We start from the raw sequence: 15806 nt of genomic DNA on the forward strand, positions 1-15806 counted from the left end.
CCTACCTCGCGCCGCCGGCGGTCAGGAAGGCCAGCTTGGGGACCGGCTGCAGGGTGGGCGACTGGCGCTTCAACTCGCCGAAGGCGCCCTCGGCGGCGTCGAGCGCGGCCTCGATGTCGGCCTCGGTCATGGCCGCGCAGAGGAACATGTTGTGCCAGGGGTGCGCATAGACCCCGCGCTCCAGCATGGCGCTGGAGAAGCAGAAGCCCTTGCGCAGGTCCGGATCGTCGTCGAACAGGAACAGCGGCATGGTGGCCGGCCCCGTCTGGCGGAACGAGAACCCCGCCGCCGAGGCGCGCTCGGCCAAGCCGCTGCGCAGGCGCTCGCCAAGCGCGGTGATGCGCTCGAGGTAGTCGGTCTCCCTGACCAGGCCCAGGGTCTCCAGCGCCGCGGCCATGGGCGCGGCCTGGAACCAGAAGGAGCCGGTGACGAAGATCGAGGCGGCGGCCTTGCGGGCCTTGTCGGCGCCCAACAGGGCCGACAGCCCGTGGCCGTTGGCGATGCACTTGCCCCAGGTGGAAAGGTCCGGCTGCACCCCGATCTTCGACCAGGAGCAGTCGCGCGCCAGGCGCAGGCCCGCGCGCACGTCGTCGACGATCAGCAGCGCGCCGGTCCGGTCGCAGAGCTCGCGGGCGCGGCGCGCATAGGCCGGGTCCGGCTCGGCCTGGTCGATGAAGGCGTCGTGCTTGAACGGTGCGGCGAAGATGCAGGCGAGGTCGTCGCCGGCCTGGGCCACGGCCGCCTCCAGGCTGGCCACGTCGTTGTAGTCGCAGAGGATCTGGTAGGCGCGGTCGGTGTCCAGCGTGCCGGTCGGGCGCGGCACGCACCAGGGGGCCGCGCCGTGATAGGCGCCCTTGGCGCGCACCACGGTTTTGCGCCGGGTGTGGGCGCGGGCGGCGGTGAGCGCCATGGTGGTGGCGTCCGTGCCGTTCTTGCAGAACATCGCCCAGTCGGCGTGGCTGACCATGGCCACCATGGCCTCGGCCAGTTCGACCATCAGGGCGGTGGGCCCCGTCAGCGTATCGCCCAGGCCAAGCTGGCGCACGAAGGCCGCGTCGATCTGCGGGTTCGCATAACCGAAGAGGTTCGGGCCGTAGGCGCACATCAGGTCCAGGTAGCGGCGGCCGTCGACGTCCCAGATGTGGGCGCCTTCGCCGCGCTCGAAGAACTGCGGATAGTCGTCGGGCAGGAGCGCCGTGGACTGGTGGCCGTACATGCCGCCGGGGATTACGGCCTCGGCTCGGTCTCGCAGCTCCCGGTCGCGGCTGTTGCTGAGGGGCATGGGCGTCTCCCTGATCGACGATCAGACATTACGCGCCGGCGCGGCGGCGTCCACCTAGACCAGGAGCGGAAGCGATCCCGGATGGCCGACTCCGTGTAAGGGCGGGTGACCATGCCGCTCACCGTGCGCCTTGGCCTCGTCTACGGGGCGATCTTCATCGGCACCGGGGTGAGTTCGCCCTACCTGCCGGTCTGGTTCGCCCACCACGGCCTGAACGGCGGGCGGATCGGGCTGATCCTGTCGCTGCCGATGCTGGCGCGGGCCTTCACCGCCCCGCTGCTGGCGGTCTGGGCGGACAGCTTCCGGCTGCGGCGCACGGCGCTGGTGCTGCTGTCGGCGGGCGTGACGGCCGCCTATGCGGCGATGGTCCTGCCGCTGGGGTTCGCCGGCTGGGCGGTGGTCTGGTTCGCCGCGTCATCGATGTTCACGACGCTCTCGCCGCTGGCCGACGTGATCGTGCTGCGGCGCGCGCGGGTCGACGGCTTCAACTTCGGCTGGCCGCGCGGCATCGGCTCGGCGGCCTTCATCGTCGGCAATGTCGGCATGGGCGCGATCCTGACCCGGGGCTCGCCGGAGCTGGTGCTGGTCTGGATGGTCGCCGCGGCGGGGCTCAGCGCCTTGGCGGCCCGCTTCCTGCTGCCGCCCGATCCTGTGCGCGAGGAGGGCCACGCCGGCGACCTGTCCGACCGCCTGGCGGGCCTCTCCGGCCTGCTGCGCGACCCGGTGTTCATGACCGCGGTGGTGTCGGCCGGCCTGATCCAGTCGGCCCACGCCTTCTACTACGCCTTCTCGACCCTGGCCTGGAAACGGCAGGGGATTCCCGAGAACCTGACCGGCGTGCTGTGGGCGGTCGGCGTCTCGGCCGAGATTGTCTTCATGTGGTTCCTGGAGCCCTGGCGGCGGCGGATGGGGCCGCGCCACCTGCTGACCCTGGGCGCGGCCGCGGCGATCGTGCGCTGGAGCGCGCTGGCGCTCTCGCCGCCGCTCTGGATGCTGTTTCCGCTGCAGGCGTTGCACGCGCTGAGCTACGCAGCGACCTTCTTCGCCTCGCTGCTCCTGGTGGAAAGGCTGTCGACGCCGCGCAACGCCTCGGCCGCCCAGGCGCTGAACTCGGCGCTCTCCGGCGGGGTGCTGTCGGGCCTGGCGACCATGGCGTCCGGGCCGCTGTTCGACCGGTTCGGCGCCAGGGGCTACCTCTTGATGGCGGCCATGTGCGCTGTGGGCCTCGTGGGCGCGCTCCGCCTCCACGGCCTGCGCCGCCTCGATCCCGCCTGACGCGCCGGACTCTGTCGCGGCTGGCTTGAGTGACGTCCGCCGGGACGGACCAGGTCTAAGGGCGGGCGACGAGGTAGTAGGAGTAGTCCCGACGGAGCGCCGAAGGGTGGTCAAGCTCGGTGTCGTAGGGGGCTTCCTGCACGTCGCTGAAACCCGCCGCCAGGAGCGCCTTGGACAGGTTCTCCGGATCCCAGACATATTTGTGAGTGTAGAACTCGTAGACCGAGCGGCTCACCAGGTCGGCGTAGTTCCGGGCGTAGTCCGGCATGTGATCGAGGATCTTGTGGGTCGAGACGGCGGTTTCCAAGAACGGCTGGTCGTCATCGACATAGGCGCGGAACGTGCCCTTGAAGTCCGGCATCTGGAACCGGGCCACGCCGTCGTCGCGCAGGGCGGCCCGGCACTGGCGCATGAGGTTCATGCCCTCTTCGTGGCGCAGGTGCTCGAAGAAATGGCTCGAGAAAAACATGTCGACCGAGCGGTCTTCCAGCTCGGGCAAGCCCTGGCGCAGGTCGTAGTTCAGAAAGCTTCTGCCCGCGTTGTAGCCGGGGGCCGCTCCGGGTTGAAAATCGATGTTGAGCCAGCCGGGGCGGATGTCCGGACCGCAACCCAGATGAACCCGCCGCTTGAGGTCCGGCGCCATCGCGGCCGCGGCGTCGCGGCCGGCGGAGTTGATCACGAAGCCCGGCGCCTCGTAGAGCGCGGCGCGCAGGGTGTCGGGCATGTTGGCGAACAGAGCCGCGCAGTAGCCGGTGAGGTCGTTGTGCAGTTGGGCGTACTCCGGGTCCAGGCTGAGGGTGACCTGGCCCGCGGCGGCGGTGAGGGTCCCGACGGGCACCCGGTTCAGCAAAAGGCGAAGCTGACCCTGCTCGGGATCCATCGCCAACCAGACCTTGACCGGTTCGTCGGACATCGGCTCGCATTTCCTTTCGGGCGCAAAGAGGCGCCTGCGCTTGCGAGATTCCCATGAGTCGGCCGGGGCTAGCAGGCCCCGACGCGCCTGGGCGCCGCGGCAGGGGCGTCGCTCTTTGTCGAGAGCCGTTCTTGTCGGGTAAGGTTAATTCAACGTAAGCGGGGACGGCTTTTTGGGCCCGGCGAAGACGCGGGAGCGACGATGGCGATCGGCCTGTTCGGATGCGTTTGCGGCCAGTTTCACAGCCCGGCGTCGGGCATGGGCATGGCCGGCGAAGGCCGGGTGAAGGCGCCCGTGCCCTTCTACGTGATCGAGCATCCGGATGGAGTGGCCCTGTTCGACTGCGGCCTGCCCACCGCCATGGCCGATCCGGAAGACTCCTATCTGCGCCAACTCCGCAGCCAGGACCTGGACGTGACGTTCGGTCCCCAAGACACCGTCACGAGCCATCTGGAGCGGCTCGACATCGACCCGGCGCGGGTGCGCTACGTCGTCCTTTCGCACCTGCACTTCGACCATGCCGGCGGCCTGCACCAGGTCCCCAACGCGACCCTGGTCGTGCAACGGCGCGAATGGGAAGCGGGCTTCGACCGGGACCTGTCCCGCCGCTACTTCCTGCCGACGCGGTTTTTCGACCTGGGCCACCCGGTGAAGCTGGTCGACGGCGAGCACGACCTGTTCGGCGACGGCCGGGTCGTCTGCATCCCGAGCTTCGGGCACACCCCGGGCCACCAGTCCGTGCGGATCCGCAGCGCGCTCGGCGACCACATCCTGGTGGCCGACGCCTGCTACAACGCCGAGGTGGCGCAGGCTCGTCGCTTCCCCGACTACTCCGACCCTGCGGCCATGAACGCCTCGCTCGACCGCCTGTTGGCCCTGCGCGAGGCGCAGACGGTGATGGTCTTCGGCCACGACCCCGGCCAGTGGGGCGAGGCGCCCATATTGCCGGCCGCGCGCGCCTGACCCAGCGACAGGCTTGCGTCCGTCGCCACGGGGTCAAAGATGTCGCCCGCCGGAGGCCGTCATGCGTGCGCTGAGTGTCCAAGCCCCCTGGGGGCTCGAGGAGATCAAGCTGGTCGAGGCCCCCGATCCCGCGCCCGGGCCGGGCGAGGTGCTGGTGCGCATGCGCGCGGCCTCGCTCAACTACCGCGACCTCCTGATGGCGCAGGGCGTCTACACCCGTGCGCCTCAGGCCGCGGCGATCACCCCCTTCTCCGACGGCTGCGGGATCGTCGAGGCGGTGGGGCCAGGCGTGACGCGGGTCCAGCCCGGCGACCGCGTCGCCACCATGTTCTTCCAGAACTGGATCTCCGGCCCGCCGACCCAGGCCAAGCTGATGTCCTCCCTGGGTTCGCCGATCCCGGGGGTCGGGCGCGAGCTGGGGGTGTTCAGCCAGGACGGCGTCTCGAAGGTCCCGGAATTCCTCACCGACCAGCAGGTGGCCACCCTGCCGTGCGCGGCGCTCACCGCCTGGCGCGCGCTGTTCGAGGACGCGGCCTTGAGGCCCGGTGACACGGTAGTGCTGCAGGGCACGGGCGGGGTCTCGATCTTCGGCCTGCAGTTCGCCCATGCCGCGGGCCTGCGGACCCTGATCACCTCCTCGTCAGACGAGAAGCTGGCCCGCGCCAAGGCGCTGGGCGCCGACCACCTGGCCAACTACCGGACCGATCCGGAGTGGTCGCAGGCCGTGCGCGCGGCCACCGGCGGCGTCGGCGCGGACCTGATCATCGAAGTGGGCGGCGGCGGCACCATCGAGCAGAGCGTGCGCGCCATCCGGATCGGCGGTCACATCGCCGTCGTTGGCGTGGTGGCGGGCCCAGGCGGGGGATTCAACACCGCCGCCCTGATCGGCAATTCGGCCAGGCTGCAGGGCCTGTCGGTCGGCTCGCGCGACATGTTCGAGGCCATGTGCCGTCTGATCGAGCTGCATCGCATCCAGCCCGTCGTCGACAAGGTGTTTCCGTGGACGGAGGCCAAGGCCGCCCTCGCCGCCATGCAGGCCGGCGAGCACTTCGGGAAGATCGTGCTGGAATTCTGATCCGGGCGCAGGCTTGCCTTAGGCCTGAGGGAGGACGCCGCGAAGCGGGCCCAATTGAGTGCATTCGAAGGGCCGACGAGCTACATCGAGTTCCATGACAGGCGTCGTTCAATCCTCGTCCGGCAAGACGGAAAAAGCCGTGAGCGGGGCCGCCGCCTTGGCGGGTGTCGCGGCCGTAACGGCGTGGGCGTCGTGCTGCGTACTGCCGATGGCGTTGGCCGCTGCCGGGCTGGCCGGGCTTGGCGGTGGGGTCATGATTTTTGCCGCAGGTCTACGGACGCCCATAACGTTGATCGGCCTTGCGGTCTTGGCGACAGGTTGGGCCTTGTGGCTTCGCAGTCGTCGGCGGTGCGCGGCGGGCCTCTGCTCGGAGCCTCCGAGCCGAGCGGCCCTGACGATGCTGATCGTCGGAAGTACGCTTTTCGCACTTGCCTTCGCATGGGCGCCAATCATCGAACCGCTCGCCCTTAAGGGACTTCGCCCATGGCTGACCTAGCCGAAAAGCCCGTCATCCTGTTCTCGACCCTGACCTGCCCGGAGTGCGGGGCCGCGACCTGTGAGAAGATGCCGGAAGACGCCTGTCAGTACTTCTTTGATTGCCCGAGTTGCGCGGTGGTCCTGAAGCCGAAGCCGGGCGATTGCTGCGTCTTCTGTTCGTACGGCGACGTTGCCTGCCCTCCGATCCAACAGGGCAAGGGTTGCTGCGGCTGACGAGCGGGCTGCGAATTCGCAAGCCACGCCGCAGGAGCCGTCCCGCCTGACGCAAAAGGGGAGAGTCGAAACTCCGCAGAGAGCGGCTCTGAAATCATTGTGCCGCGCCCTGCGCGCCGAGTGGGACGACAGGGACGAGCCGATCGTCGAGATCGCTGCGCCGGAGGATTCCGCGGAGAGGATTTCTGGATATCGGCCGCCGCCGCTGAGTGCGGTGGAGTCTATGATCCATTTTGGGACACCGTCTTAAGAGAAGATGTAAGTAAAGATTTGGAAACCATCCAGATCTGGTAAATACAAGATTCATTATATCCTTTGACTACAGTTTAAGCTCACTCTGCGTAAGTCTCCCCTGCGTCCGGGAGATGATAATGACCATCGGTACTGTCGATGCGGCCTTTCCGGCCGGGACGAACATGGATCAGATCGAGGTCGGGCTGATCGGCGTCGGCGTCAACAGCGCCGAGACCGCGTCCGGCTTCACGGTGACGGTCGGATCCGAGCAACTGGTCTTCGGCGGCGCCGGCCTTACCTACGACGGCGCAGGCGTGCTTACCGGCGGTACGGTCACCTCGATCCAGGACCTCTTCCAGGGCGCGGTGAACTTCAACCTGAGCGGCTTTTCGATCTCCGCGGCCTCGCTGGCGAACTGGGCGGCGGTGGACGACAACAACTCGCTGATGAGCGCCCTGTTCTCGGGCGCCGACACCCTGACCGGCGGTCCGCAGGACGACCTCCTGCGGTCCTATGCGGGCAACGACTCGCTCTCCGGCGGCGCCGGAAACGACACCCTGGACGGCGGGGCCGGGAACGACACGATCGATGGCGGTCCGGGCCACGACGTCATCACCACCGGCGGCGGCGCGGACGTGATCCTCATCGGCAAGGGCCAGTCCGCCGTGTCGGCGGCCGGCGCGGACGTGATCACCGACTGGTCCTCGACGGACACCTTGACCTTCGCCCACGGCCCCGTCGGGGCCTCGGACTACGTGGAGACGACGGCCGCGGACTTCACCACCGCGGCGACCACGGCCAACGGGCTGATCGCCGCCGGCACGGCCAATGTGGTCGTGGTCGCGGTGGGCGCGGACGTGGTGGTCTTCGCCGACAGCGGCAACGACAACGGCGTCGCCGACGACGCGGTGATCCTCCAGGGGCGCAGCCTCGCCGACATCAGCATCAACAACTTCACCCTGTCGTCGCCGCCGACGGTCGGGGGCGGGCCGCCGGTCACCGGAACGACGCCCACGCCCACCCCGACCCCGCCGCCGGCCCCGACCGGCGGTACGGCCGGCGCGCCGTCCGTGACCGTCGGCACCGCGGGCGACGACTTCATCAACGCCACGCCCTCGGCGAGCGAGGTCCACGCGGGCGCGGGCAACGACACGATCATCGGCACGACGGTTCCCGACTACCTGCGCGGCGACGACGGCGACGACCTGATCCAGGGCGGCCCCGCCTTCGACGACATCAACGGCAACAAGGGCAACGATACCATCGACGGGGGCTCGGGCGGCAGCGACTGGCTGGTCGGCGGCCAGGGCGATGACATGATCACCGCCCACCACAGCGACAACCTGATCTACGGCAATCTCGGCAACGACACCCTGATCGGCGGCGACGGGCACGACATCATGCGCGGCGGTCAGGGCGACGACAGCATCGTCGGCGGCTCGGGCAACGACTTCATTTCCGGCGACCGCGGCAACGACACCGAAAGCGGCGGCCTGGGGGCTGACACCTTCCACTTCTCCCAGGACGCCGGCATCGACAAGGTCCTGGACTACAACTACGCCCAGGGCGACCGGGTTATGCTCGACCCCGGCACCACCTTTACCGTGAGCCAGGTGGGCGCCGACACGATCATCGACACAGGCGGCGGCAACGAGATGATCCTGGTGGGCGTCCAGTTGTCCACCCTGCCCAAGGACTGGATATTCGGCTTCTGACGCCCTGCGCCGGCCGGCGCGGCCGGCCGACTGACCCAGATTGAACCACTGTCCCGGGCCGAAACGCCCCTGCCGCCGCCGCCCCTAGGGGCGGCGGCGACTCCATGTCTGGCCCTGCCATTGCAGCCGGGGTGACCGAGTGTCCGAAAATGGGCGCTGGGGAGCCGCGACATGTCCTTGCCGACCGAGACCGTCAGCCTTGCCGGCAGCGGCCTTGTCTTCCAGAACTGGTACGGGGCCGGCGTCACCGACGCCTATCGCAGCGCCATCCTGACCGCCGAGAATGATTTCCAGAGCCACTTCACCAATTCGGTGACGGTGGTGATGAGCTTCGATCTGCAGTCGATGAGCGCCAGCTTCAGCGCCCGCAACGATTTCAACCTCGTCCACGTCAGCTACGGCTCCTACGTCGCCGCCCTGACCGCCCACGCGACGACCGCCGACGATTTCACCGCGATCGCCGGCCTGCCGGCTGCCGATCCGTCGCACGGACAGGGCTTCGACCTGTCGGCCCCGGAAGCCCGCGTCCTGGGCCTGGCCCAGCCGACCAACAGCATCGACGACGCCGTGGTCCTGAGCGCCAACGCAGGGTTCACCTTCGGGGCGGACGCCGTGGCCGCCATCGAGCACGAGATGTCCGAAGGGGTCTTCGGCCGCCTGAGCAGCCTGGGCGTCGGCGGCGCGCCCTTCGAGCCCATGGACCTGTTCCGGTTCAACGCCGCGGGCGTTCGCGACTACACCGGCGGCGCCGACGGCCAGGCGACCTTCTTCGGCATCGACGCGGCCCACGTCACCGGTTTCCAGTTCCACAACTCGATCAACGCCGCGGGCGTCAATGACGGCTTCGACCTCGGCGACTGGGACCACGCGGTCGGCGACGCCTTCGGCGCGGCGGGCGCGAACGTGGCGGGCGCGATGTCGTCCGCCGACCTGCAGTCCCTCGACGTGATCGGCTGGACCCCCGCGAGCGCCGCCTCGTCGGCGGGCAGCCCCGCGGGCTCGGCGGCCCCTGCCGCCGCCGGCGGCGCCGTCATCTTCGCCACCGCGGCCTCGACCCAGGTCCAGGGCGGCGCCGGAGACGACACGATCACCGGCGCTTCGGTGGCCGACTATCTGCGCGGCGGCGACGGCGACGACTCGATCCAGGGCGGGGCGGCCTTCGACGACATCAACGGCAACAAGGGCAACGACACGATCGACGGCGGCTCGGGCGGCAATGACTGGCTGGTCGGCGGCCAGGGCGACGACCTGATCATCGCCCACCACGGCCAAAACCTGCTCTACGGCAATCTCGGCAACGACACCCTGATCGGCGGCGATGGGGGCGAAATCCTGCGCGGCGGCCAGGGCGACGACTCGATCGCCGGCGGCTCGGGCAACGACTTCATCTCCGGAGACCGCGGCAACGACACGGAAAGCGGCGGGGCCGGCGCGGACACCTTCCATTTCTCCCAGGACGCGGGCGTCGACAAGGTGCTGGACTTCAACTACGCCCAGGGCGACCGGGTGATGCTCGATCCCGGCACGACCTACACCCTGAGCCAGGTGGGCGCCGACACGGTCATCGACACCGGCGGCGGCAACGAGATGATCCTGGTGGGCGTGAAACTGTCCGCCTTGCCCTCAGACTGGATCTTCGGCGCCTGACGCCTAGCGCTCCAGCCAGGCGAAGATCTGTTCGGCGGCTTCCGCGGCGGTGAGGCGCGTCGTGTCGATGCGGATCTCGGGGTGCTCCGGGGCCTCGTAAGGGCTGTCGACGCCGGTGAAGTTCTTGAGCTGGCCGGCGCGCGCCTTGGCGTAGAGCCCCTTGACGTCGCGCTTCTCCGCCTCGGCGATCGGGGTGTCGACGAAGACCTCGACGAACTCGCCCTCGGCCATCAGCTCGCGCGCCATCCGCCGCTCGGCGCGGAACGGCGAGATGAAGCTGACCAGCACGATCAGGCCGGCGTCGACCATCAGCTTGGCGACCTCGGCCACCCGGCGGATGTTCTCGACGCGGTCCTCCTCGGTGAAGCCCAGGTCCTTGTTGAGGCCGTGACGCACGTTGTCGCCGTCCAGCAGGTAGGTGCGGCGGCCCTCCGCGGCGAGGCGCTTTTCCACCAGGTTGGCGATGGTCGACTTCCCGGCGCCGGAAAGCCCGGTCAGCCAGACGACCCGCGCCGTCTGGCCCATGGCGGCCGAGCGCGCGGCCTTGTCCACGTCCATCGCCTGCCAGTGGATGTTCTGGCTGCGGCGCAGGGCGAAGTGCAGCAGGCCCGCGCCGACCGTGCGGTTGGAGATCCGGTCGATCAGGATGAAGCCGCCCAGGTCGCGGTTCTCGGCGTAGGGGTCGAAGGCGATGGGGGCGTCCAGCGCCAGGTTGCAGACCCCGATCTCGTTCAGCTCGAGCCTCCGCGCGGCGAGCTGCTCCAGGGTGTTGACGTTGACCTTGTACTTGGGCTCGGCGACCTGGGCCGAGACTGTGCGGGACCCGAGCTTCAGCAGGTAGGGCCGGCCCGGCAGCATCGCCTCCTCGTCGAACCAGACGATGGTGGCCTCGAACTGGTCGGCCACGGCCGGCGGGCTGGCGGCCGCGGCCAGGACGTCGCCCCGGGAGATGTCGATCTCGTCGGCCAGCGTCAGGGTGACCGACTGGCCGGCGACGGCCTCGGGCAGGTCGCCGCCGAGGGTGACGATGCGCGCCACGGTGCTTTCGCGACCGGAGGGCAGGGCCTTGAGCCGGTCGCCCGGCCGCACGACGCCGGAGGCGATCAGACCGGAGAAGCCGCGGAAGTCGAGGTTGGGGCGATTCACCCACTGCACCGGCATTCGGAACGGCTTGCCGCGGAGGTCGTCCTCCACCGGCGCGTCCTCCAGCCAGCGCAGCAGCGGCGGCCCGGAATACCAGGGGGTGTTGGCGCTGGGTTCGGTGACGTTGTCGCCCTTCAGCGCCGACATCGGGATGGCGGTGAAGGCGGCGATCCCGATCTGCTCGGCGAAGCCGCGGTAGTCGGCGACGATCTCGTCGAAACGGCCCTGGCTCCAGTCCACCAGGTCCATCTTGTTGATCGCCAGCACGACGTGGCGGATGCCGAGCAGGCTGACGAGATAGCTGTGCCGCCGGGTCTGGGTGAGCACGCCCTTGCGCGCGTCGATCAGGATGACGGCGGCGTCGGCGGTGGAGGCGCCGGTGACCATGTTGCGGGTGTACTGCTCGTGGCCGGGCGTGTCGGCGACGATGAACTTGCGCCGGTCGGTGGAGAAGAAGCGGTAGGCGACGTCGATGGTGATGCCCTGTTCGCGCTCGGCGGCCAGGCCGTCGACCAGAAGGGCGAAGTCGATCTCCCCGCCTTGGGTGCCGACCTTTTTGGAGTCAGCCTCGAGGGCCGCCAACTGGTCCTCGAAGATCATCTTGGAGTCGTAGAGCAGGCGCCCGATCAGGGTCGACTTGCCGTCGTCCACCGAACCGCAGGTGAGGAACCGCAGCAGGCTCTTGTGCTGGTGGGCGTCGAGGTAGGCCTCGATGTCCTCGGCGATCAGCGTCGACTGGTGGGCCATCCTACCTGCCCCGCGAAGTGGCGGGAGGAGGACCATCGGCCGAAGAGCCGATGGTGGAGGGGGCGAGCCCCATACACTGAGTCATTGGCGCCAAATCGTGTCGCCGAGCTTGAGGCTTGCCCCCTCCACCACGCCCTCTGCGGGGCGCGGTCCCCCGCCCGCCGCTGCGCGGGGGAGTCAGGGGTGAAGCGATCGGGCCCATCAGAAGTACCCCTCCTGCTTCTTCTTCTCCATGGAGGCGGCCTGGTCGTGGTCGATGACCCGGCCCTGGCGCTCGCTGGTGGTGGCCAGCAGCATCTCTTGGATGATCTCGGGCAGGGTGGCGGCCGTGCTCTCGATGGCGCCGGTCAGCGGATAGTCGCCCTGGGTGCGGAAGCGGATCGAGCGCATCTGCGGGACCTCGCCGGGCTTGAGCCGCATCCGCTCGTCGTCGACCATGATCAGGTTGCCGTCACGTTCCACCACCGGGCGCTCGGCGGCGAAGTAGAGGGGCACGATCGGGATGTCTTCCAGGTAGATGTATTGCCAGATGTCGAGCTCGGTCCAATTGGAGATCGGGAAGGCCCGGAAATTCTCCCCGGGTCCTTTGCGGGTGTTGTAGAGCCGCCAGAGCTCCGGCCGCTGGATCTTCGGGTCCCAGTGGTGCTGGGCGGAGCGGAACGACAGGATGCGTTCCTTGGCGCGCGACTTCTCCTCGTCGCGCCGGCCGCCGCCGAAGGCCGCGTCGAAGCCGTATTTGTCGATGGCCTGTTTCAGCCCTTCCGTCTTCCAGAGGTCGGTGTGCAGGCTTCCGTGGTCGAAGGGGTTGATGCCGCGCGCCAGCGCCTCGGGGTTCTGGTGGACGATCAGCTCCATGCCGCTCTCGCGGGCCATCCGCTCGCGCATCTCGTACATGGCGCGGAACTTCCAGGTCGTGTCGACATGCAGCAGCGGGAAGGGCGGTTTGGCCGGATAGAAGGCCTTCATCGCCAGCCGCAGCATCACCGCGGAATCCTTGCCGATGGAATAGAGCATCACCGGACGCTCGCACTCGGCGACCACCTCGCGGAAGATATGGATGCTCTCGGCCTCCAGGCGCTGCAAATGGGTGAGCATGGGGGCGGGCGGCGCGCTCCTGGCGGCTACGGGGTCGGGCGCGGCGCGAGCGTCCATCAGCGGACCTTACAACAACTGCGAAAATCCGCTCAGCGCGGCGCAGGCCTTGCGGTGCGGGTGACTTAGAGAGCGGCGCAGGCCGCGGCAAGCCGACGCGACCCCAGGAAATCTATGGGCAGGCGCAGCGCACGTGGCCGCGCCCTACGCCGCCCGGATGGTCGCCGAGGTGATCGGCCGGGCTTCGGCGATGATCGCCTGCAGCTCCGCGCAGAACCGGCGCCCCGCCGCGGTTAGGTGAATGGTCTTTCCGCGGGGCGACTGGGCGATCTTGATCAGGCCCAGTTCCGGCGACAGCACCCCCTCGGCCTCGGGCTCGAGGAAGGCGCGAATCGTGCGCGACGCCGTGGCCAGGTAGAATCCGGTGACCTGGGCCAGGTCGAGGATCGTCAGGCCCTCGTTCTCGCAGACGTAGAGGAAGGCGATCATGTTGCCGATGGTGATGCCGGGATAGATGTCCCGGAACAGCTCCAGGGCTTCGAGCAGGGCGTTACGGTGTCTCACGGCGGCGCTCCGCGTAGGGTTGGATCATGCCGCTCCGGCGCAGTTTTTCCGAGCGCTTCACCGGGGTCAGTCGAGGACCCCGGCGCTCGCGAATGGTCATGGACGCCTGCGGGTAGTCGATCTGCAGGGCGTCGAGGTGGAGTTGGAAGGCGCCTTGGTGAGCGGCGGCCTCAATGAAGTCGGCGGCTTCGATCTCGACCGAAATGTCGATCCGCAATTTCAACGTCATGGCCGTCCCCGGCATTGCGCCCCCGAGCGCTGACGGAACTCCACTGTGTCGGGCGTGCAAGCTAGTTTGTCTGTAACATGACACGTATGCAATAAAATATTATTCGGCTTTTATATGTGGTATCTCCACCGTAACTGGAAATATAACCAAGGCCAGTTTGTGTGCTTTCGGTGACGCTGCCGAGAGGAACGCAAGGACATAGTCGATCACAACTAGACCTCTAGTCCGCCCACGATAGTTTGCGCCGATCTGCGCAAGTGGTTTGCGCGATTTTTTATTGGGGCGTTCGGCGGCCGAAACGGCGCGCCGAAATGCAGAGGGGCTGACCACGTGAGATCGACTCGAATCCGCACCTATTTGATGGCGACCACTCTTCTGAGCGGGTTGGCTGCGATGGCGACCGCGACGTCCGCCTATGCCGCGGCCGCCGACGCCAACGGCGACGTCTCCGAAATCGTGGTGACCGGCACGCGCATCCCGTCGCCGAACCTGACCTCCATCGCCCCGATCACCACGGTGGGCAACGCCGACATCAAGGCCCAGGGCGTCACCCGGATCGAAGACATCACCAACTCCCTGCCGCAGGTCTTCGCCGGCCAGGGCTCCTCGATCACCAACGGCTCGAACGGCACCGCCACGGTCAATCTCCGCGGTCTGGGTTCGTCGCGCACCCTGGTGCTGATCGACGGCCGCCGCTCGCAGCCGACCCCCGCCGACCTGAACTTCATCCCGGCCGCCCTGGTGGAACGGGTGGACGTGCTGACCGGCGGCGCCTCGGCGACCTACGGCGCCGACGCCGTCTCGGGCGTCGTCAACTTCGTGATGCTGAAGAACTTCGAGGGCGTGCGGGTCGACGCCCAGTACTCGGGCTACCAGCACGACAACAACAACTCGACCGGCCAGGCGGCCCTGACCGCCGCGGCCAAGACCGCCATCATCCCCTCGCAGTACGCCATCCCGGGCAGCACCTTCGGCGGCGAAGGCTCCGAAGCGACGCTGATCATCGGCGTCAACGCGCCGGACGGCAAAGGCAACGTCACCGCCTACGCCTCCTATCGCCAGAACAACCCGATCCTGGAAGCCGCCCGCGACTTCAGCGCCTGTACGCTGGCGTCCAACGCCTCGGGCTTCGCCTGCTCGGGTTCGGGCACGGCCTATCCGGCCCGCGTCGGCAGCTTCCTGGTCGACCCGAACACCTTCAACACCTTCCGGCCGCGCACCAGCGCCGACGTGTTCAACTTCGGCCCGGCCAACTTCTTCGTGCGGCCTGACGAGCGCTACTCGCTGGGCGCCTTCGCCCACTATGAGATCGCGCCCTGGGCCACGGCGTACATGGACACCATGTTCATGGACGACAACTCCACGGCCCAGATCGCCTCGGGCGGCATCTTCGCCGGCACCTTCAGCGTCAACTGCGCCAACCCGTTCCTGACCGCCCAGGAAAAGGGCCTGCTGGTCCCGACCGCGGCCACCGGCGGCGGCACCTGCGCCACCAACCCGAACGGCATCTTCACCGGCACCATCTCGCGCCGCCTGCTGCCGGCCGAGCAGACCGGCCGCCTCACCCAGTACCGCCACAACGACTACCGCATCGTGCTCGGCCTGAAGGGCGACCTGGGCAAGAGCTGGTCGTACGATGGCTACATGCAGTACGGCTCGGTGCAGGTGAACAACCGCCAGTCGGGCAACTTCGACACCGCGCGCATCAACCAGTCGCTGAACGCCGTCGCCGGGCCCAACGGCACGGTGATCTGCAACCCGGCCGCCAACCCCGACCCGGGCTGCGTGCCGATGAACATCTTCTCCTCGTCGCTGATCTCGCCGCAGGCGATCAACTTCCTGTCGATCAACAGCTTCACCAGCTCCAACACGACCGAGCGGGTGGTCAGCCTGGCCTTCACCGGCAAGCTCGGCGACTACGGGATCAAGAGCGCCTGGGCCAATGACGGTGTCGGCGTCGCGCTGGGCGCCGAGTACCGCCGCGAGCACCTCGACAGCGTCGCCGACTTCCTGGCCAACAACGGCCTGGTGAACGGCAACGGCGGCGCGGCCCCGCCGGTCAGCGGCAGCTTCGACGTCTACGAACTGTTCGGCGAAGCCCGCGTGCCGCTGATCAACGACATGCCCTTCGCCAAGGACGTCTCGCTGGAGCTGGGCTACCGCTTCTCGGACTATTCCTCGGTCGGCAACACCAACACCTACAAGGTGGCCGGCGA

At 68.4% G+C, this 15806-nt stretch carries 13 protein-coding genes; 7 read left to right on the top strand and 6 right to left on the bottom strand.

Going from position 1 to position 15806, the window contains the following annotated elements; translation table 11 throughout:
- Window position 1: 1 nt before the first annotated feature.
- Window positions 2-1282: an aminotransferase class III-fold pyridoxal phosphate-dependent enzyme gene (locus VNW53_RS01570; protein WP_325553156.1), complete on the bottom strand. Its 1281-nt coding sequence runs from the start codon at window positions 1280-1282 to the stop codon at window positions 2-4.
- A gap of 111 nt (window positions 1283-1393) precedes the next feature.
- Between VNW53_RS01570 and VNW53_RS01575 the strand changes: the two genes are divergently transcribed.
- On the top strand, window positions 1394-2557 hold the full coding sequence (locus VNW53_RS01575) for an MFS transporter (RefSeq protein ID WP_325553157.1): 1164 nt from the start codon (window positions 1394-1396) through the stop codon (window positions 2555-2557).
- Window positions 2558-2612: 55 nt separating this feature from the next.
- Here the strand turns inward: VNW53_RS01575 and VNW53_RS01580 are convergent, their stop codons facing one another.
- Entirely contained in the window at window positions 2613-3470 is an 858-nt protein-coding gene (locus tag VNW53_RS01580; protein WP_325553158.1) for a hypothetical protein, read from the bottom strand.
- A 201-nt stretch (window positions 3471-3671) separates the two neighbouring features.
- Between VNW53_RS01580 and VNW53_RS01585 the strand changes: the two genes are divergently transcribed.
- From VNW53_RS01585 to VNW53_RS01605, 5 genes are all read left to right on the top strand, one after another.
- On the top strand, window positions 3672-4433 hold the full coding sequence (locus VNW53_RS01585) for an N-acyl homoserine lactonase family protein (RefSeq protein WP_325553160.1): 762 nt from the start codon (window positions 3672-3674) through the stop codon (window positions 4431-4433).
- A 61-nt stretch (window positions 4434-4494) separates the two neighbouring features.
- A complete protein-coding gene (locus VNW53_RS01590; RefSeq protein ID WP_325553162.1) occupies window positions 4495-5508 on the top strand; it encodes an NAD(P)-dependent alcohol dehydrogenase in 1014 nt (337 codons plus the stop codon).
- A gap of 483 nt (window positions 5509-5991) precedes the next feature.
- Window positions 5992-6219, top strand: a complete 228-nt coding sequence (locus VNW53_RS01595) for a GDCCVxC domain-containing (seleno)protein (RefSeq protein WP_325553163.1) — start codon at window positions 5992-5994, stop codon at window positions 6217-6219.
- A 371-nt stretch (window positions 6220-6590) separates the two neighbouring features.
- A complete protein-coding gene (locus tag VNW53_RS01600) occupies window positions 6591-8168 on the top strand; it encodes a calcium-binding protein (protein WP_325553164.1) in 1578 nt (525 codons plus the stop codon).
- A gap of 171 nt (window positions 8169-8339) precedes the next feature.
- A complete protein-coding gene (locus tag VNW53_RS01605) occupies window positions 8340-9815 on the top strand; it encodes an NF038122 family metalloprotease (RefSeq protein WP_325553165.1) in 1476 nt (491 codons plus the stop codon).
- Between the two features lie 3 nt (window positions 9816-9818).
- Here VNW53_RS01605 and cysN read toward each other — a convergent pair whose 3' ends face one another.
- The 4 genes from cysN to VNW53_RS01625 form a co-directional block, all read right to left on the bottom strand.
- Window positions 9819-11705 (bottom strand): sulfate adenylyltransferase subunit CysN, encoded by a 1887-nt coding sequence (gene cysN, locus VNW53_RS01610; RefSeq protein WP_325553166.1) that lies wholly within the window; start codon window positions 11703-11705, stop codon window positions 9819-9821.
- A 201-nt stretch (window positions 11706-11906) separates the two neighbouring features.
- Window positions 11907-12857 (bottom strand): sulfate adenylyltransferase subunit CysD, encoded by a 951-nt coding sequence (gene cysD / locus VNW53_RS01615; RefSeq protein ID WP_325553167.1) that lies wholly within the window; start codon window positions 12855-12857, stop codon window positions 11907-11909.
- A gap of 144 nt (window positions 12858-13001) precedes the next feature.
- Window positions 13002-13361, bottom strand: coding sequence for a MarR family transcriptional regulator (locus VNW53_RS01620; RefSeq protein ID WP_325553169.1), 360 nt, complete (start codon window positions 13359-13361; stop codon window positions 13002-13004).
- Complete coding sequence (locus VNW53_RS01625; RefSeq protein ID WP_325553171.1) at window positions 13348-13590, bottom strand: hypothetical protein; 243 nt, start codon at window positions 13588-13590, stop codon at window positions 13348-13350. Before VNW53_RS01625 ends, VNW53_RS01620 begins: the two co-directional genes overlap by 14 nt.
- Window positions 13591-13983: 393 nt before the next feature.
- On the opposite strand from VNW53_RS01625, the gene VNW53_RS01630 reads away from it, so the two are divergent.
- On the top strand, window positions 13984-15806 hold a 1823-nt coding region (locus VNW53_RS01630), incomplete at its 3' end, for a TonB-dependent receptor plug domain-containing protein (RefSeq protein WP_325553172.1).

Source organism: Phenylobacterium sp. (assembly GCF_035569475.1).
Lineage (GTDB): Bacteria > Pseudomonadota > Alphaproteobacteria > Caulobacterales > Caulobacteraceae > Phenylobacterium.

Coding starts and splice junctions, on each gene's coding strand:
- VNW53_RS01585 (WP_325553160.1), top strand. CDS start 3,672: ATGGCGATCGGCCTGTTCGGATGCGTTTGCGGCCAGTTTCACAGCCCG.
- VNW53_RS01625 (WP_325553171.1), bottom strand. CDS start 13,590: ATGACGTTGAAATTGCGGATCGACATTTCGGTCGAGATCGAAGCCGCC.
- VNW53_RS01580 (WP_325553158.1), bottom strand. CDS start 3,470: ATGTCCGACGAACCGGTCAAGGTCTGGTTGGCGATGGATCCCGAGCAG.
- VNW53_RS01575 (WP_325553157.1), top strand. CDS start 1,394: ATGCCGCTCACCGTGCGCCTTGGCCTCGTCTACGGGGCGATCTTCATC.
- VNW53_RS01590 (WP_325553162.1), top strand. CDS start 4,495: ATGCGTGCGCTGAGTGTCCAAGCCCCCTGGGGGCTCGAGGAGATCAAG.
- VNW53_RS01595 (WP_325553163.1), top strand. CDS start 5,992: ATGGCTGACCTAGCCGAAAAGCCCGTCATCCTGTTCTCGACCCTGACC.
- cysN (WP_325553166.1), bottom strand. CDS start 11,705: ATGGCCCACCAGTCGACGCTGATCGCCGAGGACATCGAGGCCTACCTC.
- VNW53_RS01570 (WP_325553156.1), bottom strand. CDS start 1,282: ATGCCCCTCAGCAACAGCCGCGACCGGGAGCTGCGAGACCGAGCCGAG.
- cysD (WP_325553167.1), bottom strand. CDS start 12,857: ATGGACGCTCGCGCCGCGCCCGACCCCGTAGCCGCCAGGAGCGCGCCG.
- VNW53_RS01600 (WP_325553164.1), top strand. CDS start 6,591: ATGACCATCGGTACTGTCGATGCGGCCTTTCCGGCCGGGACGAACATG.
- VNW53_RS01605 (WP_325553165.1), top strand. CDS start 8,340: ATGTCCTTGCCGACCGAGACCGTCAGCCTTGCCGGCAGCGGCCTTGTC.